We start from the raw sequence: 15,848 nt of genomic DNA, 5'->3' as shown, positions 1-15,848 counted from the left end.
GCCGAACAGGCGTGGTGTTGGATCCATCACACCTGCGCACCAGGTTGCAAGCAAGGGTGCTGCGTCCAGTTCGGCCGGGCTGGGAGGTGTGGTGCTCAGGCGCTCCATCAGATCCAGAAAGTCGCTGAAGCGTGCAGCTTTTATGTTGGTCGCTTTGGATGGCTCGTTCACGTGGTCTTTCATGTATTGCACAAAGAAAGACGCCATGACCGGGTCAAGCGCATCCTTCGCCAGATACGCCTCCGGGTCGCCTTGCGACAAGGCGCGGGTGACCTCGATCTCATTCAGCATAGGTGTCCTTGGGGTAAAGAAGTCATCGTTGAACATGTTGAGTTCCCGGATGTGGTTAATTTTTTTGGGTAAACGTGATCCGTTCGGGTCCGCGATTTCATTCGATCTTTGACGCGCGGCCAGCCGCAGAGGGGTCACATGACGCCAGGCAAGTGGAAAGGCTAAGAGACGGGACGCCGATGGATGTCTGGCAGATGCAGATAGATGTTTCCCAGCAGGCGCAGGCGCGTGACAATCAGGTCATGTCAGACGTGAAGCCGCTGGCCGCCTTATGGCAGCAGGCAGGGCTGGAGATATCGCCGCACTTGACCGAAATGACCGGCGATATTTTTGAGCAGATTATGGAGTGTGCCAGAGGCCGCAAAGGTCACGGGCTACTCCGAAGGGCACGTCTGCCGTTGGAAGCAGGGAAATGAAGTGCCACGGGACGGGGTCATAAACCGGGGCGATCAGAGTGAGACGCTGAAACGGTGGAGCGACGTCGGTTGATGCAGTGACCAAGACCAAGCTTCGTTATCATCGATTTTGTCCGCTGCCACGCCAAGTGGCACTGCAGGCGAAGTCAGCGCCACTCTTTGGGCCCAAAGAAGGGTCCGAGAAACTGCGGAAGGGCAGCGGCTTTCCAGGCTTCCTCGAACCGCGGCGCATGGCGGATAAGCCCTGACGGCGGTGACCCAAGAGGCCTATGTCCAAGGCATCTCGATGCGATCCGCAGATGACCTCGTCAAGGTATGGGCATGTCTGGGATCAACAAGAGTAAGGTGATCCGCCCGTGCGAAGAGATCGACGGCAAGGTAGAGGCGTTTCTGAAGCGGCCCTTCGAAGGCGACTGGCCCTAATCTGTGGATCGGCGCCACCTACCTCAAGGCTTGGCAGGGCGGGCGGATCTTGTCCGTCGCAGTCATCTTTGCCATCAGCGTCAACACCGACAGGCTGCGCGAGGTTCTGGGCCGGAGAAAGGTCAAAATCGAAGCGAAGGACAGTGCCTTGAAGGAAACGTTTGCGGTTAGGGTTATCAGGCCGAAAAATCCAACAGATGACGGCGCATTATTTGACATAGTAGCCAGCCAAGCGCCGTAAGTGCAAGTGGCGTCCGACGCGGCAGATCTGGTGGATCCGCTCTTGTCACGACCCTGTGCAATACCGCAGCGCTGTTGCAAGGGTCAGGGCCAGAGGTTGTGGAGCCAGCGGGTGAGTTTGGTTGCGTCCAGCGGTGTCGTTGTATCCACCACGAGGACGGGGCCAACAGCAGAGGGCCGCGCGCGCGCCGCGAGCGCGACCAGTTCCGGCACGTATTCTACCCCCGGATGACCGGGCAAGCGTTTGGCAGCGCGGGCGCTGTAGCGCGCGCCGATCACTTCGGGCGGGGCGTGGCACCAGATTTCAGCGACCTGCGTGATACCGGCACGGGTCAGGCCATCTGTCAGCACCTCGGCCGGTTGAAAGCCAAACCACGCATCGACAATAAAGGTGCTGCCAGCGGGCGCGTCGCGCATCACATCGAAAATCGCGTCATAGCTGGCGCGTCCAAGCGTGCGGTTGAAGGGCCGGTCCACCGGGGCGAGCGCGATCAGGAACGGAGCCTTGATCGTGTCGAGCGCCAGGACCGGCCAACCCGTGCTGTCTGCCAGCGCGCGCGCCACACCGCTTTTGCCGCTGGCCGGAACGCCATTGACCATCACCAGCCGCTTGGGTTTCGCGCTGCGCATCGCGGCAAAGGCCGCCCCCACCACGCCTGCATCATCGCCCAGTTGCGCCGCCACAACAGGCGCTGAAAACCACGATGGACGGGATGCAAATTTTGCCATCGCCGCCACCGCGCCATCCCCGGCACCGCCACCGATCACCACCATCTGTGGATTGCATACCGCGACCAACGTATCAATCGCGGCGCGCAGCGGTCCGGCCCACCTCCGCAACACGGCTTGAGCTGTAGGATCATCGCTGCGGTCCAGCAGATCCTGCGCGCGCGTGTCAGATGGCAGGCCAGCCTCGGCCAGATGCACCCCGAAGGCGGTGCCGGAACTGACGGTCTCTACACAGCCGATGCGCCCGCAGACACAGGGCCGCCCTTGCGGATCAACCACGATATGGCCCAGCTGCCCTGCCATGCCTTTGCCGCGCAGCAGATGCCCGCCGTCCAGCACCGCTCCGCCGATACCGGTGCCAATGGTCAGCATTACCGCATGGGCGATGCCCTTGGCGGCGCCCACGGCCGCCTCGCCCAGCAAAGCCATTGCGGCGTCATTTTCCAGCGTGACGGGCAGGCGCGCATCCGCCTCTATCAACCCGGCGAAATCAAAGCCTGACAAATCGACGTAACCACCCGACAGCACGGCCCGCATTGCCGCATCCACCTGACCCGGAACGCCGATGCCAATGGCTGACACATCCGGCCCCCGCAGATCGGCAATCAGCGCAAGGCAGCGCGTCAGCACCACCGCAGGGTCGCGGCTGCTGCTGATGCGGGCGCGGCGCAGGATCGTGCCGTCTGCAGAAACCACAGCAGCGCGCAGATGCGTGCCACCGATGTCGATGCCGATTGCGCAAGGGGCCATGGCGTCAGCCGGGAAAATGGCGTGCGATGATCGCCTGCAATTCGCGCAGACGCGGCACGGCGATGCTTTCCAGCCGTTCCCTGGTCACGCTGCGGTCCAGCGAGATGCAGTCTTTCCAAAGTGAACGCCCGGCAATCACCCCGGACGCGCCATTGGCCATGGCGGTTTCCACCTGACCAATAAACGTGGCATGATCGACACCCGCCGAGAGCACGGCCCAAGGGACATCGCCCGACATGGCAGTGATGTTGGCGCAGGCCTCGGGGGTGCCCGGATAGGGGATCTTCAGCAGTTTGGACCCGAGGTCGAGACAGATCTGCGAGCCGCCTTCGATCAGCGACGGAATCCGGGCGGTGTAATCGGCCTTGCTTTCCCCTTCCAGCTGATAGGTCAGAAATTCCACCACCAGGAGCAGGTCTTCGGCGGCAAAATCTGCAGTAACATCTTTCAGCGTCTGGATATTTTCGACGTTTGCGGCAGGCGTATCCGACCGCAGGTAGACCATAATCTTGCCGCCCGTCCCGCCCAACTCGCGCACCCGGCGCGCGGTGATGCCCGGCACCAGTGTCGAAATCCGGTAGCCCTCGGGGGAGACTGCCCAGCCGGAGGCGTCCAGCCCGATCAGCAATGCGGTCTCGCGGTGCAACTCGCCCTTGTCCACGATCGCGGGCACGGCACACAGCGGGTCGAACAGCACGCACCCCGCATGACGGGCCAGATAGCGGGCGACATCGGTTTTGGTCTCACCCAGCATCGCATTGGTGATGGCCTTCTGCGCTTCGGGCGTGTCGGCCAGAACGGACCGCATTCCGCCGCGCTGGTCGCAGGCGATGACCATCATCGCGCCGTTTACGCCGCAAATCTGCTGGTATCCGCGCCGTTCGGCTGTTGTCATCAAGGCCATGCTGCTTCCTTTTCAGGGCTGATTTTGAGGTCGTGAAGCCATTTTGCAGATGATAATTGCGTCAAGGGTCCGATTGCGCGATAACCTCACTACACGGTCGATGTAACACATTGCAGAAAGGAATTGCAACCTGTCCCTTTCCGGTATTCCCGATGTCACCGAAACCCGAGCGCTGTTGCACACGGTGGCCAAGCTGCATTACGAGGCGGAACTCAGCCAGGTGATGATTGCCAAACAGCTTGGCGTATCCACTGCAACCATCTCGCGCCTGCTGCAACGCGCCCGCGCCGAAGGCATTGTCCGCATTGAAGTGCGCGATCTGGTGGCCCCCGATACCGTCGGTCAGCGGTTGGCCGAACGGCTAGGCCTGCGCCGGGTGCAGGTGATCGATGCGCCTGCGGCCAATGCAGGAATGGCGCTGGCGTCACCGCTGGGTGCGATGATCCGGGCAGAAGGGCTGGGGCCGGGATCAGTGCTGGCGGTGGGGTGGGGACGGGCGATTCGCACCGTGATGGAAACCGGGCTGCCGCAGATTCCGGGGGTGCTGGTGGTGCCGGCAACGGGCGGGTTGCAGCAGCAGGCCGCGCATTTCCAGATCAACGAATTTGTGCGCATCGCGGCCGACAGTCTGGGCGGCGTGCCCTATTTCGTCCACGCGCCCTACCTGCCCTCTGCCGAGGCGCGGCCCAGCTTTCTGGCCGATCCTGCAATCAGGGAATCGGTGGCGCTGTGGGACAAGATCGACGTGGCCATCGTCGGCGTCGGTCTTCCCCATGCGTTGAACGCCCCCGAAGCCAGTGTGGCAACGGCCAGCGAGCAGTTGCTGGTCGGTGCGGCGGGGGACGTGATCCGGCACTATTTCGACACGGCGGGCAACCTGATTGTCTGGGAAGGCGAAGCGCGGCTGATTGCCGTGTCACCGGCACAACTGCGGGCGGCAAAGCTGAGCATTGGTGTGGCGACAGGCGAGGCGAAAGCGGTGCCGATCATCGGTGCTGCGCGGGCCGGACTGATCACGGCACTGGTCACTGATCTGCGGACGGCAGGCGCGATCCTGGCAGAACTGGACCGGCAAGGGGTCTGAGCCGCAGCGCAGCATTCTGCGAAATCTATTGCAGAAACGAATTGCACTTGACAGAAAACGTTTTCGGGTCGTGTTATTGTCCTACCGATCAGCGGTATCGTCAGCGTCCTGGAGGGGGCGCGGACGGTTTTCACAGGGAGGAATAACATGAATCGCCGTTCACTTCTGGGGGCTGCAAGTGCAGTTGCGCTGTCCCTGACTCTCGGCATGGGGGCCGCCCATGCGCAGGACAATGACTTTACCATCGCTCTCGTGCCGGGCCTGACCACCGATGCGTTCTACATCACCATGCAAAAAGGTGCGCAGGCCGCCGCGGATGCGCTTGGCGTGGAACTGGTGTTTCAGGGCGCGCCGGATTTCAACCCTGTCACCCAGGTGCCGGTGCTGGACGCCGTGATTGCCCGCGCGCCGGATGCGATCCTGATCGCGCCGACGGATACTGTTCAGCTGGTTGAACCGCTGCGCAAGGCACATGAAGCAGGCATTCCGGTGATCACGGTCGATACGTTCATCGGATCGGGTGTGTATCAGACCGGGGCCGGTGACGCCGATTTCCCGCTGGCCTATATCGCCTCTGACAACGTTCTGGGCGGCCGCATGGCCGCACGCGCACTGGCCAATGCCATTGGCGGATCGGGTAAGGTTTATGTGTCCAACGTGAACCCCGGAATTTCGACAACCGACCAGCGCGAAGAAGGCTTCAAGCTGGAAATGGCCGAAAACTTCACCGGGGTTGAAGTGCTGGAAACCCAGTTCAACGAGAATGACGCCAACAACGCCGCGTCGCAGTTGCAGGCGGTGTTTGCCCGCAATAACGACCTGAAAGGCGTGTTCGGGGCCAATCTGTTTTCGGCCCTCGGCGCAGCCAATGGTGTGTCGCAGGCGGGCCAGACCGGCAACGTAAAGGTCGTTGCCTTTGACGCGCCGACCAGCATTGTCGACAATATCAAGACCGGCCTGGTCGATGTGGCCATCGCGCAGCATCCGGCGGAAATCGGCTATTACGGCGTGGTGTCGGCCTATGCGCACCTGACCGGCCAATCGATTCCCGTGTCGATCGGCACCGGCTTTACCATTATGGACAAGGACAATATCGACGATCCTGAAATCGCGAAATACGTCTATTCTGACTGATGTGATCCCGGCGGCACCCGGCGCATGTCCGGATGCCGCCCTTGCCAGGCCGGCCCCTGCCCGGTCGGACGCCACGGCGTCGAGATTACAGGAACCATCACATGACACCTACACCTCCGCCCCCGGGTCCGTCGGACCGCGCCGCAGGCCGACCATGCCGACGCCGCCCGCAGCGTTTTTCAGCGTATTGCCGATCTGCGCGCCTGGCTGTTCCTCGCTGCGCTGATTGCCGGTTTCGAGATCTGGTCGCGCGCAAGCTTTGGCGGCAGCTTCATTCTGAACCCCTACAACATACAGGCCATCGCCATTTTCGCTGTTGCGCCGCTGCTGCTGGCAACCGGACAGACCTTTGTGATCATCTCTGGCGGGATCGACCTGTCGATGGGGTTCATCATGGGGCTTGCGGCGGTTGTTGCAGCCCATGTCATCGGCTGGGCCAACCCGTTGATGCCGCTTCCGTTCGCGGTGCTGACCGGGGCCCTGGCGGCAATTCTGGTCGCGGCCATTCCGGGCACTGTGAACGGCCTTCTGGTGTCACGCCTCAGGGTGCCGCCGTTCATCGGCACGCTTGGCATGTTCGGCGTGGCGCGCGGAGTGGCGTTTCTGCTGGCGGGTGGCACGACGGTGCCGGTCAGCAACAGCTTTTTCTCTACCCTCGGCAACGGCCGGATTTACAACATTCCTTACGTGGTGATTGTGGCGGCGGTGTTTGTGATCATCATGCATTACATCCTGAGCCAGACCCGGTTCGGCCAGCACAACTATGCCATCGGTGCCAACGAACAGGCTGCGCGGCGCGCGGGCATCAACATCAAGTCGCATATCCTGAAACTCTATATCCTGTCGGGTATGTGCGCGGGCCTTGCGGGGTTTCTTTACGCCGCGCGCTTCAGCGCCGGGGCAGCGCAGGCGGGTGAACCCCTGCTGCTGGATTCCGTTGCAGCCGTGGTAATCGGTGGTGCGAGCCTGTTTGGCGGATCGGGCACCATATTGGGCACCGTCGCCGGGGCTTTCGTGATCGCCGTCATCCAGTATGGGCTGGTGTTCATCAACGTCGCCCCGTTCTGGCAGTTCATCAGTGTGGGCGTGGTCATCATCATATCGGTCCTGATCGACCAGGCGCAACGGCGTTTCAGCGGAGGGCGTCAAAGTGAATGATGTCAAAATCGGCGACCCTCTGCTGGAGGTGCGCAATCTGTCCAAGAACTTCGGCCCGGTGCAGGCGCTGAAAGATCTGTCGATGATGGTGCGCGCGGGCGAAGTGGTGGCTTTGGCCGGTGACAATGGCGCGGGAAAAACCACGTTGATCAAGGCGATTTCCGGCGTCTACAAACCATCCAGCGGTGAGATCTTGCTGCGTGGCGAGCCGGTTTCCTTCGCTGCCCCGCAAGAGGCGCGCGAAAAGGGGATCGAGACGATCTATCAGGATCTGGCGCTGGCCGACAATCTGAGCATTGGTGCGAACATCTTTCTCGGCCGCGAACCGATGCGCAAAGCCTTTGGCTTTCTGCCGGTGCTGGATCGCAAGAAAATGGCCGATGCCGCGAAATCCACCATGGCCTTGCTGGATTTTCATGTGTCGCGGATGGATGCGCCCGTGTCCAACTTCTCGGGCGGTCAGCGGCAGGCGGTTGCCATCGGGCGGGCCGTTTACTGGAACGCGCAGATCCTGATCATGGATGAGCCGACAGCAGCTTTGGGCGTGCCCGAACAGCGCAAGGTGATCAGCCTGATCCACCAGCTCAAGGCGCAGGGGCGCGGCGTGATCTTCATCAGCCACAACCTGCAAGACATCTTCGCGGTCAGTGACCGGATCGTGGTGCTGCGGCGTGGCGTGCAGGCGGGGGAACGCCGCATCGCAGATACGACACATGACGAGGTGGTCAAGCTGATGGTCGGCGGTTGATCTGATGCGGGGTCCGGTGATCGGCTCGCTTGGCGAGCTGCTGGTGGAGTTCATCTGCGACGGTCTGGACGGGCACCATCTGCGGGCCGGGTCCTACACCGGCCCGTTTCCCAGCGGCGCGCCGGGCATCTTCATTGATCAGGCGGCCCGCGTTGGTGCGCGGGCGGTGTTTGCCGGTGCAGTGGGTGATGATGCCTTTGGCGTGGTTCTGCGTGACCGTCTGGTCGCATCGGGTGTGTCCCGCGCGATGATTGAGGTCGTGCCCGGGGTGCCGACCGGATCAGCTTTCGTCAGCTATAACAGCGATGGCAGCCGGGATTTTGTGTTCAATATCGCCCGGTCCGCCGCATCGCATTTCCCCGCCGGGGCGGCGGCCGTGGCAAAGTTCCTGGCGGCTGGGGTAGAGGTTCTGCACATTTCCGGCTCGACCCTTGGTGATCCGGAAATGCGTAGCCGGGCACTGGAAATATGCCGCAGCCTGAAGGCGGCGGACGTGGCGATATCGGTTGATCCGAACATCCGCACCGAACTGATGAATGATGCGGCCTATCTGGCTGTGGTGCGGGAACTGATCGGGATGGCGGACTTCGTGCTGCCTTCGGATGCTGACGCGGATCTGCTGTTCGACGGCGGGTTCACTGACTGGGCGCCGGGGCTGATTGATGCTGGGGCACGGGTTGTCGCGCTGAAGCGCGGCGCTGCAGGGGCGATTGCGATGGATGGCGGCGGGCGGATCGTTGACCTGCCGGGCCATGCCGTGCCGGTGGTGGACCCGACCGGCGCGGGCGATTGCTTTTGCGCCACGCTGGTCACGCAGCTGGCCCACGGCCAGGATATGGCGGTGGCGTTGCGCCATGCCAATGCCGCAGGGGCGCTGGCGGTTGGCCGTCTGGGGCCGATGGAGGGCAACAGCGATCTGGCCACCATCACGACTTTTCTGGAACGTATGGCATGAGCGTTCTTGCCGATATCGTGGCGCGCAACCGGGCGGGCGAAGCTGTCGCTATCCCGTCCTATTGCACCGCGCATCCGGAGACTCTGGCTGCAATCTTTGGCTGCTATCGTGATGACGATAGCCCGATCCTGATCGAGGCGACCTGCAATCAGGTCAACCAGTTCGGCGGCTATACCGGCATGACCCCGGCGGCGTTCCGCCGCTTCGTCGAAGACATCGCCACGGCACAGGGAATTGACCCCGCACGGCTGATCCTGGGCGGCGACCATCTGGGGCCGAATCCGTGGAAAAATGAACCCGCAGGTCAGGCCATGGACAAGGCGCGCGCCATGGTTGGCGCCTATGTGGCGGCAGGCTACACCAAGATCCACCTCGACGCGTCGATGCGCTGCGCCGACGATACCACGCTGGACGAGACGACGATGGCCGCGCGCGCCGCTGACCTTTGTGCGGTGGCAGAGAGTGTGGCGACTGACCCGCTGCACTACATCATCGGCACCGAAGTGCCCGTGCCGGGCGGAGAGACCGCGCTCTTGGATGCGCTCGCCGTCACAACGCCCGCAGCGGCGACCCTCACCTATGAGTTGCACCGCGACGCTTTCGCTGCGCGCGGCCTGAGCGATGGATTTGCGCGGGTGATCGGGCTGGTGGTGCAGCCGGGGGTGGACTTCGGCAACCGCCAGATTTTCGCCTATGATCCGGCCAAGGCCGCGGCGCTGATCGCTGCAGTCCCGGCCGGGCGGGTGTATGAGGCGCATTCCACGGACTACCAGACAGAACCTGCGCTGACTGCCCTGGTTCAGGGCCATTTCGCCATTCTCAAAGTGGGGCCGGAACTGACCTTTGCCTTCCGTCAGGCTGTCATGGCGCTGGAACAGCTGGAACACATGCTGGCCCCCGTCCAGCCTTCGCACCTTCAGGCCACTCTGCGGCAGGTGATGCACGACGACCCCACCCAGTGGCGGGCCTATGTCGCCGGGGGCGCGCGGCAACAGGCAATGATGATCTTCGGTCTGTCGGACCGGGTGCGCTATTACTGGCCTGATCCGGCAGTCCGGGCGGCGCTGGAGCGCCTGTTTTCCAACATCCGTCAGGCATCCCCCGAACCGGGGCTGGTGGCGCAGGTGACGGGGGGCCTTGTGCAGATGCATGACCCCGCACATCTGCCCGAACAGGTGATCGCCCGCATGGTCGGTGCGGTTGTGATGAAATACCGCAACGCGACGGGGGGATGAAATGCCGAAAAAAGACGAACGGTTGCTGAGGGTTGGTGTATTGGGCTGCGGCCCCATCGCGCAGGCGGCACATTTCGAATCCTGCACCAAGGCGCGCAACGCCGAGCTTTATGCCATCTGCGATGTGGCTGACGATCTGCGGGACCGGATGGCCGCGACCCACGCACCGCGCCGCAGCTTTGCCGACTATGATGCGATGCTCGCCGATCCTGATCTGGAAGCGGTGATCATCGCCACGTCTGACGCTTTTCACGTTGCCGCCGCCAGACGCGCGTTGGAGGCGGGCAAGCATGTGCTGTGCGAAAAGCCGCTGGCGACCGGGATCGAGGAAGCGGAATCGCTGCGCGGTGCAGCGGGTGGGCTGGTCCTTCAGGTCGGGCATATGAAGCGCTATGACGCGGGGCTGCAAGCTGCGAAGGCCTTCATCGACGGTGGCCCGGCAGGCGGCATGGGTGAGATGGTGGCACTGAAGGCATGGTATTGCGACAGCACCCACCGCTATCCGATGACCGACGCGGTGCAACCGTTGATGGTGGCTTCGGCGCAGGCGCGCAAGCCCGCGGGCAATCCCAAAGCCGATCTTGACCGCTATTACATGCTGGCGCATGGCAGCCATCTGGTTGATACAGCCCGCTATTTCGCGGGTGAACTGGTGGCGGTGGATGCGCGGCTTTCAAAGCGCGGCGGCATGCACTGCTGGTTCGTGGATGTGGAATTTGCCAGCGGCGTTCTCGGGCATCTGGACCTTACGGTTGCCGTGCGGATGGACTGGCACGAAGGTTTCCAGATTTACGGCGCAGGCGGGTCGGTGTTGGGGAAGACCTACAACCCCTGGTATTACAAAACCTCGGAGGTCGATATTTTCCACGAATCCGATGGCGCCACCCGCCGCGTTCTGGGGGCGGACGGGCATTTCTACCGGCGGCAGGTTGAAGGTTTTGCGCAAACCGTGTTGACGGGGCAAGGCACTGGCGGGGCCGATCTGGAAGATGGCATCGCATCGGTCCGTGCGATGGTTGCCATCGCGCAATCGGCACGCAGCGGGCAGCCAGTGCGGCTGGCCGATGTATCGGGGTCGCTGTGATGCGGCTGGGGATTTTTGCCAAAACCTTTCCGGGGGATGATCCGGCAACCGTGCTGGCGGCGGCGAAAGCGGCGGGTTTTGACGCGGTGCAGTACAACATGGCCTGTTCCGGCCTTGCGGCGATGCCCGATGTGCTGGCACCCGCGGTGGCGCAGGCCGTGGCCGATGCAGCGGCCCTCCATGGCGTGGGCATTGCGGCCGTGTCGGGCACCTATAACATGATCCACCCCGATCCGGCGGTGCGTGCGGCGGGCCTGCGGCGGCTTGGTGTCCTGCTGGCGTCTGCGAAGGCCATGGGCACGGGAATGGTCACGCTTTGCACCGGCACGCGTGATGCAGCCGATCAGTGGCTGGGCCACCCGGACAACGCATCGCCCGGGGCGTGGCGCGACCTGCTGGCAGAGATGGAGAAGGCCGTGGTGCTGGCCGAAGCGCAGGGCGTCCAGCTGGGAATCGAGCCGGAGCTGGCCAATGTCGTCGATGGCGCTGCCCGCGCCCGTAGCCTGCTCGACACGCTGCAAAGCTCCGCGCTGGCGATTGTGCTGGACCCTGCCAACCTGTTCGAGGTCGCCCGCGATGCTGACCGCCGCCGCATCATCGAGACAGCGGTGGATCTGCTTGCCGACCGGATCGCGATGGCCCATGCCAAAGACCGTGACCCGAGGGGCGGTTTTGCCACGGCAGGGCAGGGCGTGGTGGATTTCGCGCATTTCATCGGCTGCCTGCGCCGCGTTGGCTTCGAGGGGGATCTGGTAACCCATGGCCTGACCGCCGCCGAGGCCCCGGCCGTCGCCGGTTTCCTGCGCGACCTGACCCGCCAATGACCCCGCAACGGGTCAAGATCAACGGTGCAAGCCTGGCTCTGCATGATTCCGGCGGGCCGGGGCTTCCGGTGGTGTTCCAGCACGGCCTTGGCGGCGATGCCCGTCAGACGACCGAGGCGTTTCCGCCAGACCCGCGCTTTCGCCGCCTCACGCTGGAGTGCCGGGGCCATGGCGCGTCGGATATCGCCGGTCCGCTGTCGATTGCCGCTTTTGCCGATGATCTGGCGGCGCTGATCGAAAGTCTGGACCCACCGCTGGTCATCGGCGGGATTTCCATGGGAGCCGCGATTGCCCTTCGGCTGGCCGTCACCCGCCCCGGTCTGGTGCGCGGGCTGTGCCTGATCCGGCCGGCATGGGTGACAGAGGCCGCCCCGCCCAACATGCGGCCCAACGCCGAGGTTGGCCGGCTGCTGGCCGCCCTGCCCGCCATGCAGGCCCGTGCGGCCTTCATGGCGGGCGAAACGGCCCGGAGGCTGGCCGAAACATCGCCGGACAACCTTGCATCGCTGACCGGGTTCTTTGCCCGCGAACCGCAGGCCGATACGGCCCGATTGCTCATGGCGATTTCGGCCGATGGACCGGGGGTGACGGTGGGCGATCTGGCAGGCCTTGCCATTCCCGTGCTGATCTGCGGCACCGGGGCGGATGCCATTCATCCAATGGCCCACGCCAACGCCCTTGCCGCGCTGATCCCCCATGCGCGGTTGGTGGACCTTCCGCCCAAAGGCGCTGACAAACCTGCGCATCTTGCCGCTCTCCACGCCGCCCTCACCGACTTTCTGAAGGAGTTCTGATATGCCCCGCCCCATCCCCGGCTGGATCGGCGATCTGCCGCAAAGCCACCTGATCGCCGAATTCTCGATGTGGTCGGCTGATCTGACCCGGCTGGCCGATGACCTGGCCCGTATCACGCCGCATGCCGACATCCTGCATGTCGATGTGGCGGACGGGCATTTCGCGCCCGCACTGCTGTTCTTCCCCGATCTGGTGGCCCGCCTGCGCGATCAGACCGCTCTGCCGATCCACATCCATCTGATGTGCGCGGATGCGGTGATCCTGAGCCAGATCGAACAGTTTGCCGATGCGGGGGCCGATTTGATCAGCCTGCATGTCGAGAACGCCTGCGTGGCAGATGAGGCGCTGGCGATGATCGCAGAGCGCGGGCTGGCGGCAGGCATGGTGTTGCGGGTGGAAACCCCGGTGGCCGAAGCCGCCCGCTGGTTGCCACGGCTGGAGTTTCTGACACTGCTGGGCACCGCGATTGGTGTGAAAGGGCAGGGACTTGCCCCCACCGCAGGCGACCGCCTGCGTGAGGCGGCGGGCCTGATCGCCGCCTCGGGTCGCCGGATCGTGCTGGCGGCGGATGGGGGCATACGTGACACCACGGTTCCGCTGCTGCGCGCAGCGGGGGCACAAACCGTGGTGCTGGGCTCCCTCGCCTTTGGTTCCCCGGATCTTGCGGCACGTATGAACTGGCTGCGGGGGATGTGACGCCGGATCTGCCCGGAGCGGGTAGCGTCTTCACCTGTTCCGCAGCATGTCAGACAGTGTCTCGCCGATCATAAGACTGATCCCGGGCAGTCCGGAGGGAGTGGACAAACATGGGGTCATGCGATGCGTTTTCTGTTTGCGACGTTCAGCCGACCGTCGAGAACAGCGGCCCTTGTGACGGCAACGCGGTGAGCTCGTTTTGGCGACCACTTCATCCTTCTGCGCTTCCCATTCTGGGTGTGGATAGAAGACGCCGACTGCCGCTCTGATGGTCCAGCGCCACATGTGGCCTGACCAACAGGCTCACCAACCGTTGCTTGCCTAATCGCAGGCCTTCGAGGTCCCCCCAGGGACGCGGTTCCGATGATGCCTTGGTCCAGACTGTTGTCCGCAACACGGAGCACGCCAATGAGATGGGCACATCGGAATTGCATTGAACCAGCATCCTGTTGGCGTCCAGGGCACCGACCCTGGACAGAAGCATGCACCCGGGCAACTTCAGACGGCGGCTAAGTGAAGGCAGGGCGGCTCAAGCCGATCAAAAGCCTAAAGCTGCCCTTGGGCGTCTCATGCCGCATGCTCAAAATGGCTTGACTGGGACCGCCCCGCTACCGAAATCTGGACCCCACTGCACCCCGGTCGCCCGTGCTGCCGCTCAGCCCGCGTGCGGCAACAACAGCGCTTATTCTAGGCGATGCGGTGCTGGCACATGCTTTGGGTCGGTCCCATCTGGTACCGTCGCTGGCGACGGGGCTGAAATCGTGTGATCTGCACCTCGTCGGCGCGGCGTTGCGGTTGGCCTGCTGCCGGGCGGTTGCACCCAAGCTGCAGGCAAAGGGTGCGGGGCAGGCGCTAGAGATGTTTCTGACCCGAGACGCCGTCGCTGCTGCGGCGCTGGTGCTGATCCTGTCGGACATGCGGCGCGGCCGTTGTCTGGCCGTCTGGTCGCGTTTGGGGCCTTGCGTGAACTGACAGGGCGGGTGCCATCGAGGCGGCGGATGTGGGTCGCGACGCAGGATTGCCGAGATGGAAAGCATGGTCATCACGCTCGACCATCTGACGCAGGGCTCTGCGGGCGATGACCGGCCGGAGTGCCTGATCCGGGCAGATCTGGAGGGGAGGCATCGGTTGGCGTGCCGTGTGCCACAGGGCGCGCGGAATTCAGGCGGCAGGCAGCGGGTGGTGGAAACTGTTGCATTTCGTCGGGCTGCGGCTTATCATTTTTTCTGATCCAAACCGCCGATTGATTTGTAAGGGGAATGTATTGCTGACGCTGAAGCATTACGAGTTGCTGTGCGTTCTGGCAGAAGAGCTGCATTTCGGGCGGGCTGCACTGCGGCTTGGGGTGTCGCAGCCGCAGCTTACCCAGCATCTGAAGCAAATGGAAGAAATTGTCGGCGCGCTGCTGTTTGACCGAACGCGGCGCCGGGTTTCGATCTCGCCCGCGGGGGCGCTTATTCTGCCTGATGCGCGCGCGGTGGTGCGCCATGCCCGGCGGGCCGAGGATGTGGCACTGCGGGCCGGGCGGGGGATATTGGGCGAGCTGTCGTTGGGCTATGTCGGTGCGGTGGCGTTCAATGGCGTGCTCAGCCGTATTCTGGCCGATTTCCGCAGCCGCGCGTCGCAGATTGATCTGCGGCTGATGATGATGGATCTGGACCGCCAGTTCCCCGAAGTGGCTGCCGGCAACCTGGATGTGGGTCTGGTGCGGCTGCCCTATCCGGATATTCCGCCCGATGTGGTGGCGCGCACCCTGCACCATGAGGCGTTATGGATTGCACTGCCCGAAAGCCACCCGCTTGCGGGTGAGGATGAGGTGAGCCTGTCCGATCTGGACGGTGCCGATTTCATTGCGACCCATCTGCCCCCGAACACCGGGTTTTCGGCGGCGGCGCATGCGGCCTGGGCCGAGGCGGGGGTGACGCCGAACATAGTGCACCGGGCACCGCAGTTTGCGGCCATTGTGTCGCTGGTCGGTGCGGGGCTTGGCGCGGCGATTGTGCCCGAGGCGATGCGGCGCGCGGTGTTGCCGGGCGTGGCCTACCGCCCGCTGCGCGGCACCACCAAGACGGCACCGATTGCCCTCATTTACCGGGCCGACAGGGAAAGCCCGCCGCTGAACCTGTTTCTGGCCAGCATAGAGACGTTTTCGATGGAAGGACCGTAAGATGACGACCGAGGCATTCAGCGCGCTGGATGGCGTGCATTATGGCTATCGCCCGGCCCAAGGAACTGCCCCGTTGCTGGTGTTCGGCAATTCGCTGGGCACCGATCTGCGGGTCTGGGACCGGGTTTGCGCGCGCTTGCCCGTAGGTTGGGGTATCCTGCGGCATGACAAGCGCGGCCATGGGTTAAGCGTTGCGCGGCCGGGGCTGAGCATTG

At 63.6% G+C, this 15,848-nt stretch carries 16 protein-coding genes and 2 pseudogenes; 15 read left to right on the top strand and 3 right to left on the bottom strand.

Features of this window, described 5'->3' with window-relative positions; all coding sequences use genetic code 11:
- On the bottom strand, positions 1-327 hold a 327-nt coding region (locus tag Q7J44_RS22225), incomplete at its 3' end, for a hypothetical protein (RefSeq protein WP_304883263.1).
- Between the two features lie 143 nt (positions 328-470).
- On the opposite strand from Q7J44_RS22225, the gene Q7J44_RS22220 reads away from it, so the two are divergent.
- Positions 471-707: a hypothetical protein gene (locus tag Q7J44_RS22220; protein ID WP_304883262.1), complete on the top strand. Its 237-nt coding sequence runs from the start codon at positions 471-473 to the stop codon at positions 705-707.
- 182 nt (positions 708-889) lie between these two features.
- Positions 890-1,242: pseudogene (locus Q7J44_RS22215) on the top strand (transposase); the annotation flags it as partial.
- 212 nt (positions 1,243-1,454) lie between these two features.
- Here the strand turns inward: Q7J44_RS22215 and Q7J44_RS22210 are convergent.
- Both Q7J44_RS22210 and Q7J44_RS22205 read right to left on the bottom strand, forming a co-directional pair.
- Positions 1,455-2,849, bottom strand: coding sequence for an ROK family protein (locus Q7J44_RS22210; RefSeq protein WP_304883261.1), 1,395 nt, complete (start codon positions 2,847-2,849; stop codon positions 1,455-1,457).
- Positions 2,850-2,853: 4 nt separating this feature from the next.
- Positions 2,854-3,753: a tagatose-bisphosphate aldolase gene (locus tag Q7J44_RS22205; protein WP_304883260.1), complete on the bottom strand. Its 900-nt coding sequence runs from the start codon at positions 3,751-3,753 to the stop codon at positions 2,854-2,856.
- 184 nt (positions 3,754-3,937) lie between these two features.
- Between Q7J44_RS22205 and Q7J44_RS22200 the strand changes: the two genes are divergently transcribed.
- The 13 genes and pseudogenes from Q7J44_RS22200 to Q7J44_RS22140 form a co-directional block, all read left to right on the top strand.
- Positions 3,938-4,837 carry a sugar-binding transcriptional regulator gene (locus tag Q7J44_RS22200; RefSeq protein WP_304883265.1) on the top strand — a complete coding sequence of 300 codons (900 nt, stop codon included), beginning with the start codon at positions 3,938-3,940 and terminating at the stop codon, positions 4,835-4,837.
- A 147-nt stretch (positions 4,838-4,984) separates the two neighbouring features.
- Positions 4,985-5,971 (top strand): ABC transporter substrate-binding protein, encoded by a 987-nt coding sequence (locus Q7J44_RS22195; RefSeq protein WP_304883259.1) that lies wholly within the window; start codon positions 4,985-4,987, stop codon positions 5,969-5,971.
- Positions 5,972-6,157: 186 nt separating this feature from the next.
- Positions 6,158-7,129, top strand: coding sequence for a ribose ABC transporter (locus Q7J44_RS22190; protein WP_370693065.1), 972 nt, complete (start codon positions 6,158-6,160; stop codon positions 7,127-7,129).
- Positions 7,122-7,877: an ATP-binding cassette domain-containing protein gene (locus Q7J44_RS22185; protein ID WP_304883258.1), complete on the top strand. Its 756-nt coding sequence runs from the start codon at positions 7,122-7,124 to the stop codon at positions 7,875-7,877. Before Q7J44_RS22190 ends, Q7J44_RS22185 begins: the two co-directional genes overlap by 8 nt.
- A 4-nt stretch (positions 7,878-7,881) precedes the next feature.
- Entirely contained in the window at positions 7,882-8,832 is a 951-nt protein-coding gene (locus tag Q7J44_RS22180; RefSeq protein ID WP_304883257.1) for a sugar kinase, read from the top strand.
- A complete protein-coding gene (locus Q7J44_RS22175) occupies positions 8,829-10,067 on the top strand; it encodes a class II D-tagatose-bisphosphate aldolase non-catalytic subunit (RefSeq protein WP_304883256.1) in 1,239 nt (412 codons plus the stop codon). The genes Q7J44_RS22180 and Q7J44_RS22175 overlap by 4 nt, the downstream gene beginning before the upstream one ends.
- 1 nt (position 10,068) lies before the next feature.
- The gene (locus Q7J44_RS22170) at positions 10,069-11,151 is read left to right on the top strand and encodes a Gfo/Idh/MocA family protein (protein WP_304883255.1); all 1,083 of its coding nucleotides are present in this window, start codon (positions 10,069-10,071) and stop codon (positions 11,149-11,151) included.
- Positions 11,151-11,975 carry a sugar phosphate isomerase/epimerase gene (locus Q7J44_RS22165; RefSeq protein WP_304883254.1) on the top strand — a complete coding sequence of 275 codons (825 nt, stop codon included), beginning with the start codon at positions 11,151-11,153 and terminating at the stop codon, positions 11,973-11,975. The genes Q7J44_RS22170 and Q7J44_RS22165 overlap by 1 nt, the downstream gene beginning before the upstream one ends.
- On the top strand, positions 11,972-12,769 hold the full coding sequence (locus Q7J44_RS22160; RefSeq protein WP_304883253.1) for an alpha/beta fold hydrolase: 798 nt from the start codon (positions 11,972-11,974) through the stop codon (positions 12,767-12,769). Before Q7J44_RS22165 ends, Q7J44_RS22160 begins: the two co-directional genes overlap by 4 nt.
- Position 12,770: 1 nt before the next feature.
- Positions 12,771-13,466, top strand: coding sequence for a ribulose-phosphate 3-epimerase (locus Q7J44_RS22155; RefSeq protein ID WP_304883252.1), 696 nt, complete (start codon positions 12,771-12,773; stop codon positions 13,464-13,466).
- Positions 13,467-14,111: 645 nt separating this feature from the next.
- Complete coding sequence (locus Q7J44_RS22150; protein ID WP_370693064.1) at positions 14,112-14,438, top strand: DUF1403 family protein; 327 nt, start codon at positions 14,112-14,114, stop codon at positions 14,436-14,438.
- Positions 14,439-14,730: 292 nt separating this feature from the next.
- Positions 14,731-15,633 (top strand): LysR family transcriptional regulator, encoded by a 903-nt coding sequence (locus Q7J44_RS22145; protein WP_304883251.1) that lies wholly within the window; start codon positions 14,731-14,733, stop codon positions 15,631-15,633.
- A 1-nt stretch (position 15,634) separates the two neighbouring features.
- Positions 15,635-15,848 (top strand): annotated as a pseudogene (locus Q7J44_RS22140) (hypothetical protein); the annotation flags it as partial.

This window comes from Pseudotabrizicola sp. (assembly GCF_030656345.1).
Taxonomy (GTDB): Bacteria; Pseudomonadota; Alphaproteobacteria; order Rhodobacterales; family Rhodobacteraceae; genus Pseudotabrizicola.
This window is presented reverse-complemented; position numbering and strand designations above follow the sequence as displayed.

Excerpts from the sequence above, each read along its gene's own strand:
- Q7J44_RS22220 (WP_304883262.1), top strand. The coding sequence starts at position 471 with ATGGATGTCTGGCAGATGCAGATAGATGTTTCCCAGCAGGCGCAGGCG.
- Q7J44_RS22210 (WP_304883261.1), bottom strand. The coding sequence starts at position 2,849 with ATGGCCCCTTGCGCAATCGGCATCGACATCGGTGGCACGCATCTGCGC.
- Q7J44_RS22205 (WP_304883260.1), bottom strand. The coding sequence starts at position 3,753 with ATGGCCTTGATGACAACAGCCGAACGGCGCGGATACCAGCAGATTTGC.
- Q7J44_RS22195 (WP_304883259.1), top strand. The coding sequence starts at position 4,985 with ATGAATCGCCGTTCACTTCTGGGGGCTGCAAGTGCAGTTGCGCTGTCC.
- Q7J44_RS22180 (WP_304883257.1), top strand. The coding sequence starts at position 7,882 with ATGCGGGGTCCGGTGATCGGCTCGCTTGGCGAGCTGCTGGTGGAGTTC.
- Q7J44_RS22175 (WP_304883256.1), top strand. The coding sequence starts at position 8,829 with ATGAGCGTTCTTGCCGATATCGTGGCGCGCAACCGGGCGGGCGAAGCT.
- Q7J44_RS22170 (WP_304883255.1), top strand. The coding sequence starts at position 10,069 with ATGCCGAAAAAAGACGAACGGTTGCTGAGGGTTGGTGTATTGGGCTGC.
- Q7J44_RS22165 (WP_304883254.1), top strand. The coding sequence starts at position 11,151 with ATGCGGCTGGGGATTTTTGCCAAAACCTTTCCGGGGGATGATCCGGCA.
- Q7J44_RS22160 (WP_304883253.1), top strand. The coding sequence starts at position 11,972 with ATGACCCCGCAACGGGTCAAGATCAACGGTGCAAGCCTGGCTCTGCAT.
- Q7J44_RS22155 (WP_304883252.1), top strand. The coding sequence starts at position 12,771 with ATGCCCCGCCCCATCCCCGGCTGGATCGGCGATCTGCCGCAAAGCCAC.